The organism is Acinetobacter sp. ANC_7654, assembly GCF_056779855.1.
Genome location: NZ_JBWYIR010000014.1, coordinates 16,067 through 37,878 on the forward strand (window position 1 = coordinate 16,067; position 21,812 = coordinate 37,878).

A 21,812-nucleotide genomic window follows, 5' to 3' on the forward strand; every position below is an offset into this window, starting at 1 on the left:
TTTTTAAATTATATTCATCTAAAGGATCTTGATATGAGCTATCAAATCAATGGTGTGGCATTGCCAAATGAAGAAGGTTTTTTTGGTGAATATGGTGGTCAATTCATTCCACCTCATTTAAAAGCAGCAATGGATCAAATCAATGTTGCTTATGAAGAAATTCGTAAAACACCTGAATTTCAAAATGAGCTTTCAGAGCTGTTTGCGCATTATGTAGGTCGTCCAAGTCCTTTATTTCATGCCAAACGACTTTCAGAACAATTGGGCGGTGCTCAAATTTATCTGAAGCGTGAAGATTTGAACCATACAGGTGCGCATAAAATTAACCATTGTTTGGGTGAAGCTTTACTTGCTAAATACATGGGCAAGAAAAAAGTCATTGCTGAAACTGGGGCAGGTCAACATGGTGTCGCATTAGCCACCGCTTGTGCCTTGGTTGGTATCCCGTGTGAAATTCATATGGGTCAAGTTGATATTGAAAAAGAACATCCAAATGTCGTGAAAATGAAAATTTTGGGTGCGAATCTAATTTCAGTCACTCGTGGAACAGCAACATTAAAAGATGCTGTTGATAGTGCTTTCGAAGAGTATTTGAAAGACCCTGATAGCTTTATTTATGCCATCGGATCAGTCGTTGGTCCACATCCATTTCCTAAAATGGTGCGTGATTTCCAAGCAATTATCGGTGATGAAATTAAAGTTCAATCACAAGACAGATTTAACAAATATCCTGATTATATTGTTGCTTGTGTTGGCGGTGGCTCAAATGCAATGGGAGCATTCAGTGCATTCCTTAATGATGGTAGTGTGAAATTGATTGGTGTTGAACCAGCAGGACATGGTTTAGATACTGATCAACATTCGGCAACACTAACTTTAGGTAAACCAAGTCAACTTCATGGTATGGCGTGTTATGTACTGGAAGATGAAAATGGCGAGCCATTACCTGTGCATTCAATTGCTTCTGGATTAGATTATCCTGGTGTGGGGCCTCAACACAGTTTCTTAAAAGATATTGGTCGTGTTGAGTACTCAACAGCAACTGATGAAGAATGTCTGAATGCATTCATGACTCTATCTCGAGTTGAAGGGATTGTGCCTGCATTAGAAAGTTCACATGCTGTTGCTTGGGCGATACGCGAAGCTCCACAATTGTCCAAAGATACCATTGTTGTGGTGAATTTATCAGGTCGAGGTGATAAAGACTCGGACTATGTGGCAGAAAAATTAGGTTTAAATTAACACATAAAAAAACCAGCTTAGGCTGGTTTTTTTAATTACATTTCTGGTGGTTCTTCATTCAAAGGCGTAAGAATATTTTCAAAGGAGGAAATTTCAATAGGAATGAGCGGAGTTTCAATTGAAAGATCTTGAGCAAGTGTTTCAGTCGCTTGTTGAGCTTGTTGAGCTTGTTGAGCTTGTTGAGCTTGTTGAGCTTGTTGAGCTTGTTGAGCTTGTTGAGCTTGTTGAGCTTGTTGAGCTTGAACCATGGTTTTCATAATTTCATCAGCTGGTGCACTTAGTTCGTGTGCTTTTTTGCTGTCATATTTGGTGGCAAGTTCTTTTAAAATTGCGTAAGACAAATAACTCGTAAATGCTGGATTCTCAGATTTAACCTTGGATGGAAGTAGAGAAACGCAAGCGGCATGAAATAAACCATGTTGTACGTATGTTGCATTGAATGCAGGATCTTTAGCTTTATCAGGATCACCTAAATAACCAATTTTGAAGCCAATTTCAGATGCAGCACAGGCATTGGTTACTTCAGAAGAGGGATTGCGATAGTCAGCATTTTTTTTGAAATATAGCACTTCTGCGATCGACATCATTTCATCTTGAATTTCTTTGAGTCGGCCATCTAAGTTTGGGACTGCAAAATAATTTTTTAACTTAAATAGCGTTACAGTGCCTTCGAGCCATTTTTGGGGTTGTTCTGTATAATTCAAATTTGTATAACAGGCAGAAGTTTGCAGGGCGGCTTCAACAAATTCTTTGTTTTTTCTTGGATTTTTCATATCTTGATCAGCCCCTAAATATCCCATTTTGTAGGCTTTTTCATAGGTATTACATGCAGGCGTGATGAGTGTCTTTTTTTGATATGTTTTTGCTTTTTTTAGCAGCTCTATTTGATTCTTTATCGTTGGTTCAAGTTCAGATGCATAAGTGGAAGCAGTTACAAATAAAGCGGTGTAACAAAATAACTTTTTATACATCATCAGTCCTTAGGCAATAAATTCCATAATGTAATGACTTTACTGATGCTGTTTAAATAGTTCAATGACTCAATAAAAGAAAATCATTGTAAAAGATGACCAATTTCAATCTATTGTTCAAAATTGAGATCATGATTGAATTATCAAAAAAGCCCCCGAGATGGGAGCTTAGCTTTATCCTGAAATATACTGTTGAAGTTGTTCAATCAACACTTTTTGGTCTTCCATCGCGGCTTTAACTAAGTCACCAATAGATACAATTCCGACGAGTCTATCGTCTTCTAATACTGGCAGATGGCGAATATGACGTTCTGTCATTAAATCTAAACACTCATCTACGGTGTTGCTTTTACTTACAGATAAAACCGTACCAGTCATAATTTCTGAGACTGTAGTTAAGTCAGATGTACGTTGCATAAGTGCAATTTTACGCGTGTAATCCCGTTCAGATAAAATTCCAACAAGTCTTTCATCCTGTACGACAACAACGGCACCAATACCTTTTGTTGCCATTAGTGTGATTGCTTCTAAAACCGTAGCATCAGGTGTGATGGTAGAGATTTCTGAATTGTTTTTATTTTGTAGGACTTGAGCTACTGTTGTCATAAAGGTTCCTCTTGTTGGTTATTCGTCCATGTATAAGTTAATAACTGAAATCTTAAATCTTTACAATCGTTTTAGTGGAATTTTCTGCTAAATAGATGGGCTCAAATGATTTTGAAAAAATAGCATCTGCATGTGTGGAATAGTGAGCTTAAAGTGGCGATCTCGATGATTGCACAGGGCAGGTGTGACTTTTAGTCGCGTTAGGGTTGGGAGTAGTGAATTTTTAAAATCATCAGGCGTTATTTTTCGAGGCTGATAGTGCGGCCAGTGAATTTTTGCATAATGTAAAGCCTGCACTGAATTGAGCCAGAAGGGGAATATGTGTTCTTGATTGATTGATCGAATGGCCCAACCTTGATGTTCTGGATTGTACAGTCCCCACAGTACTCCACAATACATCATGGTTTTAAGGATATTAATTTTGAGTAAAAAATGCTTTGAATTTGGTTGCAACTGTACAAAGGTGTTCATGATCGTTCGATGATTCATTACCAATGATGATAAGTTCAGTCTAATGATTTTTTCTTAAAGTTTAGTTGCATTAATTTAAAGTTTGGTAAGCAAATATGTAAATAAAAGAGCTAAAAAAACGCCACTAATGTGACGTTTATTTATGCTTGCATTGTGGCCATGTTTTGCCAATACTGTGCTTTCAAAGAATCACGTTCTACACGGAAACCTTGAAGATAGAGTTCAGCTAGAAACATCGCTGCTTTACCATGACCCGCACGTGCTGCATTCTCAAGTTCTGAAACTGCGTCTGTAAAATTCATTTCAAATTGAATGGTATTTACAGCATTCGAATACATATGTTCGAGGTCTTGTTGAGAGAATTGTTTAATCATATAAAACTCCTTATTCTAATTATGATTAGTACTAAAGTTATAAAGACCTAAATTAGGTCAAAATGGAATATAACAAAGTAATATTAAACTAATATTACAATTTGCGTTAATTGTCAAATAAATTTCCAAGATAAATCTTTTAAAAAATACTTACATGATTAAACTTTAATCATTTTATATTGGGTTTATGATAAAACTGTAAATAACTATAAAGGAGAATGACTTATGACTAATACCATTGATGGTTTCACATTTGGCAATCCACCAGAGCCATCCGATATTATTGCGCTTGCACATCATCATAAAAAACAACTTGATGAAGCAATTTTTCATCAAGAAATCCATTTAGGTCACTACTGTTTAGAGCAGCGTAAACGTGTGCATGATTACACGCAGACGCTTGATCCTGCAGCGAAAGCTGAATTTTATCGCTACTATGATGGCGAATTAAAACGTATCGCCGTCATTGACGAAGAACACCCTGATGATGCTGAAGGTGGTTTAAGTGTTTTCACTATTTTTATCGTACTCGCGGTGATCGCTGCTATCTTATATTTTGGTGTTGTGCAGAATGTTGTCTCTTAAAGGTGAATAAGCGCCATTGTTAGCATAATGGTTCTTGTTAAATTCAACGTTAACACTATATTTTTAAAGCATCTCGGATTACACTTAAGCTAATCCGAGGTTGTACATGCTCCATTTAAAAAAAATTTCGTCTGATCTTTTCTCACAATTAAATATTGAGCAGATTCAAAATGCTTTCATCATAGGCATTGTACTTTTTATTCTTATTGTCTCTAGTATTGCACTGAATCGTCCAATTAATTCTGCCCACTTTGAACAAGTTCAAGCGCTCGCGGCTCAAAATCGTTTAGAGCGAACGCATGAAATGGCAACTTTGTTACTTGCAAAACCTAAGATTAAAAATATTGAATTTTATCGTTTGCTGAATGCTTATCATATCGAGAATGCTCATATAAAAATTTATCCAGCGATTGAGAAGTTGGATTAGTCTTCAATCTTATTCAGATTGAGCCCAAGATTTTGATTCAGTATTTCTTCGATCTCCTTGGCAGTGACACGTTCAGAGACAGCAATAACAGTCATTTGATCGGGGTGTAAATGTTTTTGTATTGCATTTTGAATATCTTGGCGAGTTAGTTTTCGAATCTGCTCCTGATACTCATTTAGATAATTGGAATTAAGTCCGTAAAAACCAATTGATGCGATTTGGGCATTAATATTTGCATTACTATTTAAGGTCATTGGAAAAGACCGAAGAATACTTTCTTTATTTTCTTTAAGCAATGATTCAGTAATAGGCTGTTTTTTGAAGTCAATGAATACTCGATGTGCGAGCTTTAAGCTTTCGAGCAATTGGTCTTGTTGTGTCGCATATCCAAAACTAAAAACGCCAGGTACCTGTGGTGTAGTCAGCGTACTCGATGCGCTATAGGTGAGTCCTCGTTTAACTCGTAACTCTTTTGATAAGATTGAATTAAAACTCCCACCACCAAACATTCTGTTGGCAACTTCCAAAGCGGCACGATCTGGATGTGCTCGTTCTAAAGATAAATGACCCAATAATGCATGTGCTTGTAGGCTTTCGCGTTTTAGTACTGAAATTTTAAAACCTGATTCACTGACGGGAGTTGGAAGGTCAGGCTGCCTTTGCCCTTGCGGTAAATTGATACTGATCAGTTCCGAGATCTGTTGAGCTTGATCTTGAGTGAGTTGTCCTGTGATTGCTATATTGGAATTTTGAGCGACAAGCAATCGATCTCTAAATTCTTTGAGTAATTCAGGCGTAATGTTTTTTAAACTACCGACTGTCCCAGCTGTTGGTTGAGCATATGGATGATCTCCATACAGCATACGGTACAGTTGTATTGACATTAGTCTAGATGGATTCTCTTGAAGTTGTTTTTGCCCAATTTGAGTATTACTGAGCGCGAGATTAATGCCTGATTGTTTAAAGGTGGCATGCTTGATTAAATGCAGTAGTAAGTTCAGTGCAGGGTCAAATTTTTCAGGATCATTTAACACTCTTAGTCGAACAACAAACATATCACGATAGGCGTTGAAAGAATATTTGGCGCCTAATCCCTCAAATGTGGTGGTAATCTGTTTGGCACTGAGCTGATCTGTTCCTTCAAGCATAAGGCGAGCTGCCATATTGGATATACCGTAAAGTCCTTTACCTATGACTTCATCTCGTGCAGATCCAGCATTAAATGTAATTTGAATGTCGACCATTGGCAGATCATTCGTTTCGACAAATAAGGTTCGTACATTTAAAGAGTTTTTAAGTTCTTGAACAAAAGGCGCTTTATAATTTTGGGAAGATTTTGTGATCTCTTTTAAGCTTAACAAGTTTTTAATCGAGCTTAGACCACTGGGATCTTCTTCGATGATCTGTTCAATTGGTTCCGCTTCTATAAGTTCCTCTGCATGCGACAGTGAACTCAAAATGGCACTAAACAACACACTCGTTAAAAATAGAGAAGACAAATAATTCATAAAACACCTAGTTATTGTTTTTCTGTTCAGGATAAAGATGTAAAACGCTCAAATTGTCACGATTAAAATAAATATTGGCAATGCGTTGTAAATCATAAGGTGTGACTTTATCGAAGTAATCAGGGAGTTGATCAATCATGCGATAGTCTAGATCATTGATGCTGAGCAAACCAATGAGTCGAGCTTGCCCAATAACATCATCTTGGCTAAACACTAAATTGGAAATGAAATTCGCCTTGACCCGATTGAGTTCTTTTTCATTGACCAATTCTGATTTGAATAAATCTAGTTCCTGCTGTATGCGTTTTTGCGCTTGCTCAAGACTAATACCTTCAGCTGGTATGGCAGAGATTAAAAATAGGCTATCCCCACGATTATATGGATCATAACTCACATTAATTGAAGTCAGAATTCGCTTATCTCGGATCAGTCTCTCTTGTAGACGTGCTGAAATTCCGCCGTCCAATAGATTTTGAATAATGGTTAAAGCGTAGGCATCTTGAGGGTTTTTTGCTGTTTTAATGGAATTGACATTCCAAGCCATAAACAAGTTGGGTACATGTACAGCCTGATATTGCTGCATGAAGCGATATCCAATTCTTGAAAATTCAAGCACATCATTTCGTTCAGGAACTGATTTTTTGGGAATCTTATTAAAATATTTTTTTACATCTCGAATGGTTTGTTCAGGATCTACATCCCCAATAATGACTAATGTTGCATTATTCGGCGCGTACCAAGTTTCGTACCATTGTTTTAAATCGTTCAATTGAATGTTATTCAGATTTTTCATTAAGCCAATCACTGGTTGGCGATAGTGACTGGTCGGGTATGCAATCCATTTAAATCTTTCAAAAGCAAGGTTGCGAGGATTGTCCTCTGTTCGTTGCCGTCGTTCAGCCATTACGACTTTAATTTCGGGTTCGAAATCTTCTTGGCGCAGAACTAAATTTTGCATTCGATCTGCTTCTAACTCTAATGCCAGTGGAAGATATTTTTTAGGATAGAATTGATAGTAATTGGTGTAATTTGTGGATGTGAATGCATTGACACTACCACCGTAAATTCGACTAAGGCGTGTAAATTCATCATTCGGTACTTTTTTAGTGCCTTTGAACATCATATGTTCTAGTACGTGTGAAATGCCGAGTAAATTCCCTGACTCGTCACTACTGCCGACGGCATACCAAATTTGGCTAATTACTACAGGTGCGCGGTGATCTTCTCTAATAATGACTTTTAAACCATTATCCAGTGTTGTTTCGACGGTGTTTCGAGAGAGTTGAGTAGTTTGCTGATTTGCAAATGCCATCATCGGTGCTGATGTAATCGCAGCAATGATGATTGTCTGTTTGAAAATGAGTTGCAGAGAGAATTTGAGCCGGCTGAGAGACACAATTAATCCGAATAATGACTTTAAAATTATTCTTGATGATGTCGTATATTTATTCAAGATTGAACTGTTGCAATTTGGTTGATCGTTTTAAAAGTAATTGCAGATCGTGAATTTAAAGCAATCTATGCTAAACTCCATTCTTTTAATCGCAATGCTTTTCAAGGAATCGGCATGCAAGAACAGCAAAATAAATTCTTGATTGATGCGGATATTGGTGATGACGATGTCACCTTACCGAGCCTCCCGGCCGTTAATGTGCCTATTATCGAAAACAATGAAGTAGAAAAGCTGGAAACGGTGCCGGCCGTTGAAGAAACAAAACCGAAAGGTGGTTTCTTCAGTCGTATGAAAGAAGGCTTATCAAAATCTCGTAAAAATTTAGCTGATGGAATGATGAATATTCTAGTCGGTGGTAAAGAGATTGATGATGAGCTGCTCGAAGAAGTTGAAGAACAATTATTGGTCGCAGATATTGGGGTAGAGGCGACGAAAACAATTATTGCCAATTTAACTGAAAGAACTGCGCGTGGCGATTTGATCTACTCTCATTCTCTCTATAAAGCTCTTCAAGAAGAATTAGTTGCTTTATTAGCACCACGTGTCAAACCGTTACATATCGATCCGAATAAAAATCCCTATGTGATTTTGGTTGTGGGTGTAAATGGTGTAGGTAAGACAACCACGATTGGTAAACTCGCAAAACGATTACAAGGTGAAGGTAAAAAAGTCATGCTCGCGGCAGGCGATACTTTCCGTGCTGCGGCGACTGAACAGCTACAAATTTGGGGTGAACGTAACGATATTCATGTCGTTGCACAAGGTCATGGTGCAGACAGTGCTTCTGTAATTTTTGATGCTTTTGAAAGTGCACGAGCGAAAGGGATCGATGTATTGATTGCAGATACCGCAGGGCGTTTGCATAACAAAGGTCACTTGATGGAAGAGCTCAAAAAAGTAAAACGTGTTATGCAGAAAATTGATGCGACTGCACCGCACGAAGTGATGCTTGTTGTGGATGCTGGTACAGGACAGAACGCGATTAACCAAGTTGAAATGTTTGATGAAGCTGTAGGTTTAACGGGTCTTACTATTACCAAATTGGATGGTACGGCAAAGGGTGGTGTGCTATTTAACATTGCGAGCCGTACACATGTGCCAATCCGATTTATTGGTGTAGGTGAAAAGATTGATGATTTGAGACCTTTCTCAGCAAAATCATTTGTCGCTGCATTATTTGATAACGAAAAATAATCATTCTTGGGTTAATTTAAAAAGCTCCATATACGGAGCTTTTTTTATAAATATTTAAAATTCATAAAGTTAATCAAATATGAGAAAGCCGAATCTTTTGACTCAATACATTAAATACGCAATTTGTTCCAAAAATAGAACACTTTGTTATAAAGATAAGGCTGAAAAGGTTTCGTAATATGAATAAGATAGCATCATCGTTAGCACACAATGAATGTTAAAAATAAGGAATAAGTTATGTCTTTTCTAAATCAAATTAAAAATCGCCGTACCATCTATTCAATTGGTAAGAATGTTTCTTTAGACAATACTCAGATTGAAGAAACCATTAAAGAAGCGGTACGTCAAAGTCCATCGTCATTCAACTCACAGACATCACGTGTTGTGACACTTTTTGGTGAGTCACATGACAAATTTTGGAATATCGTTTTAGAAACGTTACGTAAAATTGTTCCTGCAGAAGCATTTGAGGGAACTCAAAATAAGATCAATAGCTTTAAAGCGGGTCATGCAACAGTATTGTTTTATGAAGATCAAGATACGGTGAAAGGTTTACAAGAGCAATTCCCACTTTACGCTGAGAATTTCCCAATTTGGTCTGAACATTCAACAGCTATTGCTCAATTTGCAGTGTGGACAGCATTGTCAGAAAAAAATATTGGAGCATCATTACAACATTACAATCCAATTGTGGATGAAGAAGTGGCTTCAACATTTGAAATCCCAGCCTCTTGGAAACTTCGTGCACAGCTTGTGCTTGGTTCAATCGAAGCGCCTGCAGGAGATAAAACGTTTATTGATGACGAGATTCGTTTTAAAACTTTTAATTAATCCAAATCATATAAAGGCACTTCGGTGCCTTTTTTTATGACGAGTTCTGTCATTAAATTGTCATCGCTTGGTAGCATAGTAGTCATATCTAACAATCTAATATTGAGTTATTTATGAAATTAAAAATTGCGTCTGCATTGATATTTACGGGTTTGAGCAGTCAAATTTTTGCAGCGGCGACCTTGGTGGTTCCAGAGGAACTGGTCGTAATTTCAGTGAATAATCAAGAGGTTAAATCAGGACTATTTAAATCAAAAAAACAATACCAAATTGATGCGAATCAACCTTTGGTGAATGTTCGATATAATCAATACTTTGAACTACCTTTAAATAATCATGAGATCGTAAAGTCGGATATTCTTACTTTGAAATTGCCAACCCTAGAGGATAATAAGTCATACAAATTGGATTTAATTCATCCACCACGAGATTTGGACCAAGCAAAAACATTCGCCAAAAATCCTCAATTGGCAATTTATAATCAAAATAATCAACTCATTTCAAATAATCTGATTGTCCAAATGACCTCGCAAAGTTTGCTAGGCGGTACGATCAATCAGATATTGCATAATGAGCCACAAGCTAGCCCAATGATCAAGTCAAGTTCATCATCAATAAATACTCAAACAGTGGAACATGTTGACATTAAAAATACAAATTCAAATACTCATGATGGTCAGACGTTGATTGAAGTATGGAAAAATTCTTCAAAGCAGGAACGTCAAAAATTTATGACTTGGCTTGCAACGCAATAAAACATTTAATATTACAAAATGTGGCCATCTGAATGTATGCTTAAGTAAAAAAATTAGAGCTTAAAATTGAAAGATTTAGTATTTCAAATTGCTTCATCTCATGATCATGCTGAATTATTTAAGTTAATTAATTCAGCATATCGTGATCAACATGTTGGATCATGGACCAATGAAGCAATGTTAGTTGAGGGTTTACGCATTACTGAAGAAGCTTTATTCAATCTGATTTTAGGATCACAGCAACTTGAATCATCTGAGATTTTATATGTTGCTCGGGATGAAAATCACTCTATTGTAGGGTGTATAGCTTTAACGGTTTCTGATTGTGCTGCTGAAATAGGGACATTTGCCGTTAATCTAGATCTGCAAAATTGTGGATATGGAAAAAGATTACTTGAGTTTATTGAGAATCGAGTCGAATCAAACTATTCACATTTAGACTTCATAAGAATGTGGGTGCTGAGTCAACGTGTAGAATTGATTCAATTCTATCAAAGACGTGGGTATGAAATAACAACAAAAACGGATAGCTATCCAGTTGATTCGGGTGTTGGGCAGCCAATTCAAGAAGTTCACTTAGTCGAAATGCTTAAACAGATATAAAAAAGCCCTCATAGAGGGCTTTTTTATAAATTAAGTGAACAGCCAAGTATAGTAACCATAAATCATCAATGGCCATGCTACATATGGACTAAATAAATACTTCCATATCCAATAACGTGGTATAAACCCTACGCCATGGATAAATCCACCAGATATTCCAATCATAATCAGCATCATGGCACGGTGACTGTAATTACCACTCGCATCCAACATTAGACTTGGGTGGATGAGTAATATGGTAGCGAGAGGCAATGCCATCAGAAATGAAATGATCATTGCAAATGAGTATTTACGTTTTTCAGAATTTGACATCGCAAGCTCAATCATTTCATTCACCATCTAAGTCTTGATGTTGTTCCATGTAAATGGCTGCAAGTACACTCGCGAAACATGCCATTAACACACCTAGTATCCATGCGAAGTACCACATAATTTTCTCCTAACAGTGATTCGGTTTTAATACAGACTATGCGTGTGGTCTTGAATATGTTTCTTGGTAATCACACCCCACATTTTGTAGTAACACCAAGTGGTGTATGCCAAGATCAGTGGAACAAAAATACATGCAGCAACAGTCATTACTGAAAGCGTCATTTGGCTAGATACTGCATCCCACATCGTCAAGCTAATGTTTGGATGAATACTAGATGGCATCAGGAATGGGAATAGGGCAAAACCAGCAGTGAGAATTGTGCCAATCACAGCGAACGATGTACCCAGAAAACTAAGTCCCGCTTTATTTTTAGACGATGCTAAAACCACAATTATTCCTCCGATAATCGCCATTACCGGTGCCAATATTGTGATTGGATAAATAGAATAATTGTTCATCCAGCCATGATTGGCATTAGTGAGTACTTCTTTAGCAAGTGGATTAGCTACACCATTCGTATCATAAGGTGTTACAAGCGTGTAGCCTTCGATATTGCCGAAATACAACCATGCACCAGCACCGAGAAAACAGATGAGAAAAAGAATACCCATATATCGTGTAGCTTGAGCAGAGCGTGTTCTTAATGCACCTTCAGTGCGTAGCATTAACCATGCACCACCATGCGCAGCAAGCATCGTCAAACTGACCAATCCACAGACCAAGGCAAATGGATTTAAAAGTGCAAAGAAGCTTCCTGTGTAAGTTGAACGAACAGTTTCATCAAGTGTAAAGGGGATGCCAAGGAACATATTGCCAAATGCAACACCAAAAACGAGTGCTGGTACTGCGCCGCCAATACATAAGCCCCAATCCCAAGCATTACGCCATTTAGTATTTTCGAGCTTAGAGCGATAGTCAAAACCAACAGGTCTAAGGAATAAAGCAAATAATACGAGTAACAGCGCCCAGTACATACCCGAGAAAGCTGTTGCATATACCATTGGCCAAGCTGCGAAAAGTGCACCACCCGCCGTAATAAACCAAACTTGGTTTCCATCCCAATGTGGTGCAATGGTGTTGATAGCAGCACGACGCTCTTCATCGTCTTTACCGACGAACGGCATCAGTGCCATAGAGCCCATATCAAATCCATCAGTCAAAGCAAACCCAATAAGGAGGACGCCGACCAATACCCACCAAATGATTTTGAGAAGTTCATATTCAATCATGTTAAATCTCCTCAGTTGACTTATTGGCTGCTGCTAGTTTTTCGAAATGATACTTTCCAGTATGTAAAGAGCTTGGTCCTAGTCTTGAGAACTTGATCATTAAATACATTTCTATGATGAGCAGCACTGTATAGAAAGCAGCGAGTGCTAAAATTGAACCCCATACATCCGCTGAACTAATACTTGATGCAGATAGGTGTGTTGGTAAAACTTCACCAATAGTCCATGGTTGACGACCAACTTCAGCAACGTACCAACCTGTTTGAGCTGCAATCCATGGAAGTGGAAGGGCGATCAGTGCAAACTTGAGCAACCAAGTTTTAATTTCAGCATTACGTTTCATGACGGCATACGTTGCAAGAATGAACAACAAGAGCATTAAGAAACCTGACGCCACCATCGCTCTAAATGCCCAAAATAAACTTGGAACATGAGGGATAGTATCTAAAGCTGCAGATTTAATTTGTTGTTCAGTAGCATCAACCACAGTTGGTGTGTATTTCTTCAACAATAGACCATAACCCAAATCTTTTTGAGTCTCGTCAAATGCAGCTTTGAGTTCTGGTGATTGATCTCCAGCACGAAGTTGTTCAAGCTGTGCATAAGCGACCATACCATTACGGATACGTTGCTCATGTTGTGCGATTAAATCTTTGATCCCTGTGACTTGTTCAGTTGTAGAGCGAGTCGCAATTAAACCCATGACATATGGAATTTTCACAGCATAGTCTGTTGTTTGCGTCTCGGGATTGGGGATACCAAATAATGTGAATGCAGCTGGTGCTGGATGTGTATCCCATTCTGCTTCAATTGCAGCGAGTTTGGTTTTCTGAACATCACCTAATTCATATCCTGATTCATCACCCAGTAAAATTACGGATAATGTCGAAGCAAGACCGAAAATAGCAGCAATGGCAAATGAACGACGGGCAAAGGCCAAATCACGTTTTTTAAGTAGGTAATAACTTGAAATTGCCAATACAAAAATTGCACCAGTCACATAACCCGCAGAAACAGTATGGACAAATTTAACTTGTGCCACTGGGTTAAAGATTAGTGCGGCAAAATCTACCAGTTCCATACGCATGGTTTCATAGTTAAATGCGGCACCGACAGGGTTTTGCATCCAACCATTTGCAACCAAGATCCAAAGTGCTGACATATTAGAGCCTAAAGCCACTAACCATGTCACACATAAATGTTGGACTTTAGAAAGACGTTCCCAGCCGAAAAAGAATAAACCAATAAAAGTAGATTCTAAAAAGAAGGCCATTAATCCTTCGATTGCTAATGGTGCACCAAAAATGTCACCTACATAATGTGAGTAGTAAGCCCAGTTTGTACCAAACTGGAATTCCATCGTTAGTCCAGTGGTTACCCCTAAAGCAAAGTTGATCCCGAATAACTTACCCCAAAACTTGGTCATGTCTCGGTAAATCTCTTTGCCTGTAATGACATAGGTGGTTTCCATGATGGCAAGGATAAATGCCAAACCTAGAGTGAGGGGTACAAATATAAAGTGATACATTGCGGTCATTGCAAATTGAAACCGCGATAGATCGACCACGCTTTCAGAAATCATCAACGTGTCTCCTTCATTTTAAGTTCGCTGCCCGTAATTCGTTCAGCGACTTGATGGTCAAAGTTTTTGGGAATGGTAGGTGCATCAAACCAGATATTTTTAATCACGATAAGAATGATTACTTTGATAATAAGAATCAGAGTAATCTCTTTGATTAAATTTTTATTTAAACTTGAAGGTTTAATCATCATATTTAAATGCATTATTTGAATCTATTTTAATTATTATTATCTTTTTTTTATTTAAAATAAATACTTTATAGTCATAAATATTTTTAATATAAAAAATATAATAAAAACAGTTATTTGTAATTTTTATTTTTAATAAAATTAAATCCTACTAAAATGGTTATATTAAAAAATAAAATAGACTAAAATACTTGGTATTAATGTTTTAATTCCAACTAAAATAATAGGATTATTGTTTTAAAGTTTATTAAATTAGTTGGTTTTAAATCTGATTGAAATGGTTGGTTATAAGAATTTTATTAATTTTTATATAATCGTTGAGTTGGTTGGATTTAAATTTAATAGGCGTCACAAAATACCTTGAATGAACTATTTTCAAATCAAATGCATATAATTGAAGTGGGGTGTTAATAGCTCATTAATGCTGATCAACATTGAAAAGTTGATTTGTTTTTGCAATTTTTTTAGCAATAAAATGAGATCTTTTTGCACGGATCAGGAGGATTTGAGATTGAAATTCAAGTTCCCCAAACTCTGGTTCAACTTGTACATAATGTAATTGACCGAATTCATCGCGAACGCGTGCTTGAGCAGAGAAACCAGGTCGTGCATTACCACTAGAAACAGTTGCTAGTCGACCAAGCAAATTTGAGTGCTCTGATTTGTATTTGGGTTTGATTACTTGATCCAAACAATGAATCATAAATACCGTAAAGAAGATTGCGATAATTAAAGCGGGTAATAAAACATAGTACCAAGCTAGAAAGGTTTTCTGGCTTGCAAATACAATGAGCTGAAGAAAATATCCAGCAAAACTAAAATTGATCAGAAAAAAAACAAGAATGAGAACTTTGGAAAATTTAACTTGAAGCAAAGGAAGGCGAATAAGCCAATAAGGTGTTAATTTTTTTATAAATTGACTAGGTCTTAAGCCAACAAAATAGCCTAAGGTTTCAGCCATGCTGAGCATTAGCAATGCAAACACGCACATATGAAATGGCATTAAATCAATTTCCATTAAAAATGCCAGCATGTCCTTCACCTCATGACTTAAGATTCTAAGTAAATTCCACCATCAGAATGAACTTTAATCTCGACTTTTTCTAAAGATTCACCTTGGCATGGGCCTGAAATGCACACACCAGTTTCTACATCAAATAAAGCACCATGAGTAGAGCATTCAATGAACTCTTGATCACGATCTAAGAATTGATTTTCAAGAAACTCGAGCTCAACTTGTAAATGTGGGCATACATTTTGATACGCATAGAAGCAACCATCTCGTTGCGTAATGAAAATGTTGTCACCATTTTCAGTTTCAAAAGATCGAGATTCTCTTTCAGGAATGTCTTCAGTCATGCAAATTTTATTCATTTTATGCGACTTCTATTTGAAATTCTTTAAGAAGTTTAGCGTAATCAGCTACGTCTAAACGTGGACCAAATTGAGCAACCACTTGGCTTGAGATTAAAATAGCCAATTCAGTCGCTGTTTGTAAATCTTTACCAGCATTTAATGCATATAAAAATGCACCAGAGAAAGCATCACCAGCACCGTTCGTGTCTAAAGCAACAACTTTACGTCCTTTCACTTGAAGTTCAGTTGATTCCGTTGCTACAAGAGCGCCGTCTGCGCCAAGCGTAATAATGACGGTAGAGCTTAATTTTTTAAGTGCAGCAAGAGCATTTTGTAAGCCATCAGTTTGTGTATACATCAATGCTTCTTGTTCATTACAGAATAGAACATCTACACCATCATCTAATAATTCGTCCAAGCCTGTACGCGCATACTGCACCATAGCAGGATCAGAGAGCGTTAACGCAATTTTCACATTATTTGCTTTCGCAATTACACGCGCTTGCTTTACGGCAGCTCGTGCTGTATCACTCGTAGAAAGGTAACCCTCTATATATAACCATTTAGCGGTTTTTAGCGCTTCAAAATCAATTTGTTCATTACTGAGTTCAGCTGTAATACCTAAGAAAGTATGCATGGTACGTTCTGAATCAGGACTGACCAAAACCATGCAAGTCCCAGTTACGCCTTCACTGATCGAACGTTCAGAGGTTTGTATTCCTGCATCATTTAGACCTTTTAAGTACAACGCTCCAAGATCATCATTGCCGACACGGCATCCATAAAACGCTTGACCACCTAAGGCACTAAAAGCCACTGTTGAGTTAGCTGCAGATCCCCCAGAGGCTTGACCTTTATATTCTTGAGAATTTTTTAAGTTTTGAAATAGACGGGCTTGAGTTTCCCCATCTGTAAGCTGCATAGTACCTTTTTGCAAATTTTGCTCTAAAAGAAATTCATCAGATACTTTGAATTCTTGGTCAATGAGGGCATTGCCAATCGCAAAAAGGTCAACTTTAGCCATGTCTAAATTCACATCACGAAAAAAGAAAACGATTTTACACCAATGCGATTGAATTCAGTAGCGTATAGCTTGATTTTCAAGCTTTAACCTACATTTAATCGAAATGAATCATTTAATTCAGATATAGTTTTATTGATTTAGTTTTAATCTGACTATTTTACTCGGAAAATAGTTGGAGTTTGTTGTATAAATGATGAATTGTATTGAACTATCAGTATAATGATCTTTGTTAAAATTTATGTAAATTAAGGAGCACACATGACCGTAGATGTTACTGAAACCATTCAAAACACCGTTCATCCCGCGTTTCAGTTGGTACGTCAACATCATGTAGCCGCACTCGATATATTAGTTTCAGAATACCGTCATAAAGAAACTGACGCTGTGCATTTTCATCTAGCAACTGAACATGATGAAAATGTTTTTTTAGTTGCTTTCCGTACACAACCGATGGATTCAAAAGGCGAAGCACACATTCTTGAGCATACTGCATTATGTGGTTCTGAAAAATTTCCTGTACGTGATCCATTCTTTTTAATGATCCGTCGTTCTCTAAATACGTTTATGAACGCATTTACAGCTGCCGATTGGACAGCTTATCCATTTGCGACACAGAATAAAAAAGATTTCCAAAACTTACTTTCCGTCTATTTGGATGCAGCATTTGCAGCCAATTTAAACCCTTTGGATTTCGCTCAAGAAGGTATCCGAATTGAGTTGGAAAATGGTGAGCCTGTTTACAAGGGTGTGGTTTTTAATGAAATGAAAGGTGCAATGAGTTCACCTTCAGATCAGTTATATCACCAACTTGCTCATCATTTATTCCCTAAAACGACTTACCACTATAATTCAGGTGGTGATCCTAAGGATATTCCTGATTTAACTTACGAAGAGTTAGTCAGTTTCTATAAGTCACATTATCATCCAAGTAACGCTATTTTCATGACTTTTGGTAATCAATCTGCCTATGAGTTACAAGAGCAGTTTGAAACTTTAGCGTTATCTAAGTTTAAGAAAGGTCAAACCTTATATTCGACACCAGAACAGCGTCTAGAAGCACCTATTGAGGTGACAGAGACTTACGCGGTAGATGCTGAAGATTTGAAAGATAAAACCTACCATGTACTGGCATGGTTACTTCCTGAATCTAGTGATATTCAACTTCGTTTAGGCTTACGTTTGGCTGAAGGGATCTTATTGGAAGATTCTGCTTCACCATTACGTCACTATTTAGAAACGTGTGGTTATGCTCAATCTACAGGACCAATTTTAGGTCTTGATGATTCTAACTATGAAATGACTTTCTACTGCGGTATTCAAGGTTCAAATCCTGAACATGCAGAAACATTCAAAAACGGTGTGTTGAATGTGCTGAACGAGGTTGCCTCGAAGCCTGTAGATCAGTCATTGGTTGATGCGATTTTGCATCAAATTGAATTACACCAACGAGAAATTGGTGGAGATGGCACGCCTTATGGTCTAAGCCTCATCCTCAATGGTTTAAGCAGTGCAATTCATCATAATGATCCAATACATGTTTGGGACGTAGATTCGACCATTGAGCAAGTGAAAGAGCAGTTGAAAGACCCGATGTGGTTGCCTAATCTGATTAAGACCCATTTGATTGATAATCCGCATCGTGTACAGATGACGCTTGTACCAGATGCGAATAAGTCGAAATTAGAGGCTGAAGCAGAAAAACAGCGTTTAGCTGATATAGGCGCACGCTTAACAGATGATGAAAAAGCGGAAATTGTACGCCAGACTGAGGCATTAAATGAAAGACAGGCAACTCCTGATAACTTAGATTTATTGCCGAAAGTTGGTTTAGAAGATATTCCTGCCGAACTTCCAGTCGTTCAAGGTCAATTGAGAGAAATCATTTCTAATAACTTAGATACACCCTTGAACTTATACCATGCTGGTACTAACGGAATTTATTATCAACAAGTGATTATTCAAATTCCTGATCAAGTCGTGAAATCACCTTACTTTAACTTACTCTCCGTGCTCATGGGGGAGGTTGGTGCAGGTCAATATAATTATTTAGAATTACAGCAATTACAAACAGCGGTAAGTGGTGGCCTTGGTATGGGGGCATCTCTACGTAGTAAAGTTGATGATAAAGGTAAAATTAGCGCATTTTTAACGCTGACAACCAAATCGCTTGCCCACAAACTAGATACGATTCAATTGTTAAAACTGGCATTTGAGAAACTGCGTTTTGATGAAAAGGACCGTATTATTGAACTTTTACAACAGCGTAAGACGCGTTGGGCATCCCGTTTGTCTGGTTCTGGACATAGCTATGCCATGCAGATTGCTTCTCGTAATATGAGTGCATTGGCATTACGTGATTATAATAATACCGGCTTATGTGCGCTTAATTGGCTGAGCGAGCTTGTTCAAAGCATTGAAACAGATGAACAAGCATATGCGAACCTCATTCAAGAGTTGCAAAATATTCACCGTTTGTTGTTACTCGCGCCTAAACAGTTCCTACTGGTCTGTGAAGAGCAACAGTCTGAACGTTTAATTGAAGAAATTCAAAATGTTTGGGATAAACTTGAAGTGAAGCGTGAGCCAGTGCATCTTGCTGAAGTTAATTTTGAACAAACGCAAAATGACGAAGCATGGCTGATTCAATCCAATGTCCAATTCTGTGCTTCTGCTTATCCAGCAGTTGAAGTTTCTCATCCGGATGCAGCACCGTTAATGGTGCTTGCGGCTTATCTACGAAATGGTTTCCTACACAGTGCAATCCGTGAAAAAGGAGGCGCTTATGGTGGTGGTGCAAGCTATGATGGCAATGCTTGTGCATTTAGATTCTATAGTTATCGTGATCCACGTTTAGCAGAAACTTTCCAAGATTTTGAAGCAAGTATTGATTGGTTATTGAATACTGAACAAAAACCACACCAACTTGAAGAGGCGATTCTGGGTCTTGTATCGAGCATGGATAAGCCAGGTTCTCCAGCAGGTGAAGCAATTACTGCATGTTATGCATTATTGCATGGACGCACGCCTCAATTCAGAAAAACTTTACGAGAGCGTTTGCTCAATGTAACGTTAGATGATCTAAAGCGTGTAGCAGAAACGTATTTAGTGAATCAAAAACCAACGAAGGCTGTTGTAGCACCAATGGCTAAAAAAGAGCAACTTGCAGAACTTGGGTTTTCAATAAAACAAGTGAATTAAAATTAAAAATGGGGCTTAGCCAATGCGAAATAGAATAAAACGTTCACCAATATGGTTGGGTGTGTCGTCGTTTATGTGTTTGCCTATACAGACAGTTTGGGCAACAGATATGGTACCAGCGAATCCAGCGTCACCACAAGCGTGCGTTGCACTTGATTCAAATGCAGAGCGTTTAGCCTGTTATGATGCATTGTTCAAAGCCCCTGAACTTGAGCAACCTGCTTATGTTTCTGAGCGTCAGGCTGCGCGTGAAATACCAGCACCGCAGGTTGAACCACAGGATTTAAAGTCTAAAATCGAACAAAAAGTTGAAAACTTGTTTTCGGTGGAAGGTCCTGTAATTACACCGAATTCATCGTTGCTTGATAAACGATGGGAATTGGCTGAAGACAGTAAATTAGGTACATGGAATATACGCGCACATCAACCTGTATATTTACTTCCTGCATTTTGGACGTCTGATAAGAACGAATTTCCATCGAGCCCAAATCCTCAAAATACCGTAGAAGATGATCAAAATTTAAAGTCTTTAGAGTCCAAGTTTCAAATTTCACTCAAAACTAAAGCTGTTGAAAACTTAATCGGGAATAATGGCGATATTTGGTTGGGTTATACCCAGTCCTCTCGTTGGCAGGTTTACAACTCTGAAGAATCACGACCATTTCGTGAAACGAATTATGAACCTGAAGCAAGTATTGTGTTTAGAACCAACTATGAATTTTTAGGTTTAAATGGTCGCTTACTCGGTTTAACGCTGAATCATCAATCAAATGGACGTTCGGATCCTTTATCACGTAGTTGGAACCGTGTGATGCTGAACTTAGGATTTGAGCGTGATAATTTCGCTATGATGATTCGACCTTGGTATCGAATCGAAGAAGATTTCAATGATGATAACAATCCTGACATTAAAAACTATATTGGTCGTGGTGATTTAACGACTTTTTACCGTTGGAATGATCATGATTTTAGTTTGATGTTAAGACATTCACTTAAGGGTGGGGATGATTCTCGAGGAGCTGTTCAATTTGATTGGGCATTTCCAATCAGTGGCAAACTTAGAGGTCATTTTCAATTATTCGATGGGTATGGTGAGAGTTTGATTGATTATAATCATCGTGCTACCTATGCGGGTATTGGCGTTTCTTTAATGAATGCTTTCTAAATAAAAAACCACGCTTAGGCGTGGTTTTTTTAGCGATCTTATTGCGATTGAATTAGGGGAACTCCAGTCACTTTCTGTATCTCATCAAAGTTGACGTCATGAGCCAGTTCTATCAGTTTTACCCCTTGAGACGTGATATCCAAAACCCCTAGATCTGTAATCACGCGATGAACGACTGCTTTACCTGTAAGGGGCAGTGAACATTGCGGAACAATTTTTGGGGTGCCATCTTTGGCACAATGTTCCATTAGCACGACGACTTTTTGTACGCCAGCCACCAAATCCATTGCTCCACCCATACCTTTGACTTTTTTCCCTGGAATCATCCAATTCGCAAGATCACCTTGCTCAGAGACTTCCATAGCGCCAAGTATAGCTATATTCACGTGCCCACCACGGATCATGGCAAATGAATCAGCACTGGAAAAAAATGCAGCGCCTGCTCGCGCCGTAACAGTTTGCTTACCCGCATTAATCAGGTCAGCATCTACGGTTTCTTTTGTTGGAAATTCGCCAATTCCCAGCAAACCATTTTCAGATTGGAGCCAAACATTGATATTTTCAGGAATATAGTTCGCAACCAATGTAGGCAATCCAATCCCTAAATTGACATAAAATCCATCTTCGAGTTCCAAGGCAGCTCGTTGTGCCATTTCATTACGCGTCCATGCCATAAC

General features: G+C 37.9%; 24 protein-coding genes. 9 read left to right on the plus strand and 15 right to left on the minus strand.

Annotation, left to right across the window (positions count from 1 at the left end; genetic code table 11):
• Positions 1-33 precede the first annotated feature (33 nt).
• Complete coding sequence (trpB, locus tag AC1M86_RS13780) at positions 34-1,242, plus strand: tryptophan synthase subunit beta (RefSeq protein WP_481595205.1); 1,209 nt, start codon at positions 34-36, stop codon at positions 1,240-1,242.
• Positions 1,243-1,277: 35 nt separating this feature from the next.
• On the opposite strand, the gene AC1M86_RS13785 is transcribed toward trpB, so the two are convergent.
• The 4 genes from AC1M86_RS13785 to AC1M86_RS13800 form a co-directional block, all read right to left on the minus strand.
• Positions 1,278-2,213, minus strand: a complete 936-nt coding sequence (locus AC1M86_RS13785) for a hypothetical protein (RefSeq protein WP_481608186.1) — start codon at positions 2,211-2,213, stop codon at positions 1,278-1,280.
• A 174-nt stretch (positions 2,214-2,387) separates the two neighbouring features.
• Positions 2,388-2,819, minus strand: coding sequence for a CBS domain-containing protein (locus tag AC1M86_RS13790; RefSeq protein ID WP_035266567.1), 432 nt, complete (start codon positions 2,817-2,819; stop codon positions 2,388-2,390).
• Between the two features lie 87 nt (positions 2,820-2,906).
• Complete coding sequence (locus tag AC1M86_RS13795) at positions 2,907-3,290, minus strand: DUF2750 domain-containing protein (protein ID WP_481608187.1); 384 nt, start codon at positions 3,288-3,290, stop codon at positions 2,907-2,909.
• Positions 3,291-3,430: 140 nt separating this feature from the next.
• Positions 3,431-3,664: an SEL1-like repeat protein gene (locus tag AC1M86_RS13800; protein WP_035266572.1), complete on the minus strand. Its 234-nt coding sequence runs from the start codon at positions 3,662-3,664 to the stop codon at positions 3,431-3,433.
• 225 nt (positions 3,665-3,889) lie between these two features.
• Between AC1M86_RS13800 and AC1M86_RS13805 the strand changes: the two genes are divergently transcribed.
• Together AC1M86_RS13805 and AC1M86_RS13810 are read left to right on the plus strand one after the other, a co-directional pair.
• Positions 3,890-4,249, plus strand: a complete 360-nt coding sequence (locus AC1M86_RS13805) for a hypothetical protein (RefSeq protein ID WP_481587962.1) — start codon at positions 3,890-3,892, stop codon at positions 4,247-4,249.
• A gap of 106 nt (positions 4,250-4,355) precedes the next feature.
• A complete protein-coding gene (locus AC1M86_RS13810; protein ID WP_180028944.1) occupies positions 4,356-4,676 on the plus strand; it encodes a hypothetical protein in 321 nt (106 codons plus the stop codon).
• Here the strand turns inward: AC1M86_RS13810 and AC1M86_RS13815 are convergent.
• Together AC1M86_RS13815 and AC1M86_RS13820 are read right to left on the minus strand one after the other, a co-directional pair.
• Positions 4,673-6,184, minus strand: a complete 1,512-nt coding sequence (locus tag AC1M86_RS13815; protein WP_481608188.1) for a M16 family metallopeptidase — start codon at positions 6,182-6,184, stop codon at positions 4,673-4,675. The genes AC1M86_RS13810 and AC1M86_RS13815 overlap by 4 nt on opposite strands.
• 7 nt (positions 6,185-6,191) lie before the next feature.
• Entirely contained in the window at positions 6,192-7,499 is a 1,308-nt protein-coding gene (locus AC1M86_RS13820; protein ID WP_481608205.1) for a M16 family metallopeptidase, read from the minus strand.
• A 252-nt stretch (positions 7,500-7,751) separates the two neighbouring features.
• On the opposite strand from AC1M86_RS13820, the gene ftsY reads away from it, so the two are divergent.
• The 4 genes from ftsY to AC1M86_RS13840 all read left to right on the plus strand — a co-directional run bounded on the left by ftsY (position 7,752) and on the right by AC1M86_RS13840 (position 11,020).
• The gene (gene ftsY / locus AC1M86_RS13825) at positions 7,752-8,831 is read left to right on the plus strand and encodes a signal recognition particle-docking protein FtsY (protein WP_035266635.1); all 1,080 of its coding nucleotides are present in this window, start codon (positions 7,752-7,754) and stop codon (positions 8,829-8,831) included.
• 237 nt (positions 8,832-9,068) lie between these two features.
• Complete coding sequence (locus AC1M86_RS13830; RefSeq protein WP_179999782.1) at positions 9,069-9,662, plus strand: nitroreductase family protein; 594 nt, start codon at positions 9,069-9,071, stop codon at positions 9,660-9,662.
• Between the two features lie 113 nt (positions 9,663-9,775).
• Entirely contained in the window at positions 9,776-10,417 is a 642-nt protein-coding gene (locus AC1M86_RS13835; RefSeq protein WP_481587959.1) for a DUF2057 family protein, read from the plus strand.
• 66 nt (positions 10,418-10,483) lie between these two features.
• On the plus strand, positions 10,484-11,020 hold the full coding sequence (locus AC1M86_RS13840) for a GNAT family N-acetyltransferase (protein WP_481587958.1): 537 nt from the start codon (positions 10,484-10,486) through the stop codon (positions 11,018-11,020).
• 30 nt (positions 11,021-11,050) lie between these two features.
• Here AC1M86_RS13840 and AC1M86_RS13845 read toward each other — a convergent pair whose 3' ends face one another.
• From AC1M86_RS13845 to AC1M86_RS13880, 8 genes are all read right to left on the minus strand, one after another.
• The gene (locus AC1M86_RS13845; RefSeq protein ID WP_481608189.1) at positions 11,051-11,347 is read right to left on the minus strand and encodes a cyd operon YbgE family protein; all 297 of its coding nucleotides are present in this window, start codon (positions 11,345-11,347) and stop codon (positions 11,051-11,053) included.
• 1 nt (position 11,348) lies between these two features.
• Positions 11,349-11,450 (minus strand): cytochrome bd-I oxidase subunit CydX, encoded by a 102-nt coding sequence (gene cydX / locus AC1M86_RS13850; protein ID WP_035266590.1) that lies wholly within the window; start codon positions 11,448-11,450, stop codon positions 11,349-11,351.
• Positions 11,451-11,476: 26 nt separating this feature from the next.
• Positions 11,477-12,622, minus strand: coding sequence for a cytochrome d ubiquinol oxidase subunit II (gene cydB, locus AC1M86_RS13855; RefSeq protein ID WP_092768425.1), 1,146 nt, complete (start codon positions 12,620-12,622; stop codon positions 11,477-11,479).
• A gap of 1 nt (position 12,623) precedes the next feature.
• Positions 12,624-14,204 carry a cytochrome ubiquinol oxidase subunit I gene (locus AC1M86_RS13860; RefSeq protein ID WP_481608190.1) on the minus strand — a complete coding sequence of 527 codons (1,581 nt, stop codon included), beginning with the start codon at positions 14,202-14,204 and terminating at the stop codon, positions 12,624-12,626.
• The gene (gene cydP / locus AC1M86_RS13865) at positions 14,204-14,395 is read right to left on the minus strand and encodes a cytochrome oxidase putative small subunit CydP (protein WP_481587955.1); all 192 of its coding nucleotides are present in this window, start codon (positions 14,393-14,395) and stop codon (positions 14,204-14,206) included. Before cydP ends, AC1M86_RS13860 begins: the two co-directional genes overlap by 1 nt.
• A 415-nt stretch (positions 14,396-14,810) precedes the next feature.
• Entirely contained in the window at positions 14,811-15,425 is a 615-nt protein-coding gene (locus AC1M86_RS13870) for an OB-fold-containig protein (protein ID WP_035266601.1), read from the minus strand.
• 17 nt (positions 15,426-15,442) lie between these two features.
• Complete coding sequence (locus tag AC1M86_RS13875; protein WP_171076765.1) at positions 15,443-15,751, minus strand: Rieske (2Fe-2S) protein; 309 nt, start codon at positions 15,749-15,751, stop codon at positions 15,443-15,445.
• A 16-nt stretch (positions 15,752-15,767) separates the two neighbouring features.
• Positions 15,768-16,772 (minus strand): adenosine kinase, encoded by a 1,005-nt coding sequence (locus tag AC1M86_RS13880; RefSeq protein ID WP_481608191.1) that lies wholly within the window; start codon positions 16,770-16,772, stop codon positions 15,768-15,770.
• Positions 16,773-17,030: 258 nt separating this feature from the next.
• On the opposite strand from AC1M86_RS13880, the gene AC1M86_RS13885 reads away from it, so the two are divergent.
• Positions 17,031-19,970 carry an insulinase family protein gene (locus AC1M86_RS13885; protein WP_481608192.1) on the plus strand — a complete coding sequence of 980 codons (2,940 nt, stop codon included), beginning with the start codon at positions 17,031-17,033 and terminating at the stop codon, positions 19,968-19,970.
• A 73-nt stretch (positions 19,971-20,043) separates the two neighbouring features.
• Entirely contained in the window at positions 20,044-21,135 is a 1,092-nt protein-coding gene (locus tag AC1M86_RS13890) for a phospholipase A (protein ID WP_481608206.1), read from the plus strand.
• A 38-nt stretch (positions 21,136-21,173) separates the two neighbouring features.
• Here AC1M86_RS13890 and AC1M86_RS13895 read toward each other — a convergent pair whose 3' ends face one another.
• Positions 21,174-21,809: a CoA transferase subunit B gene (locus AC1M86_RS13895; protein WP_481608193.1), complete on the minus strand. Its 636-nt coding sequence runs from the start codon at positions 21,807-21,809 to the stop codon at positions 21,174-21,176.
• Positions 21,810-21,812: the final 3 nt, after the last annotated feature.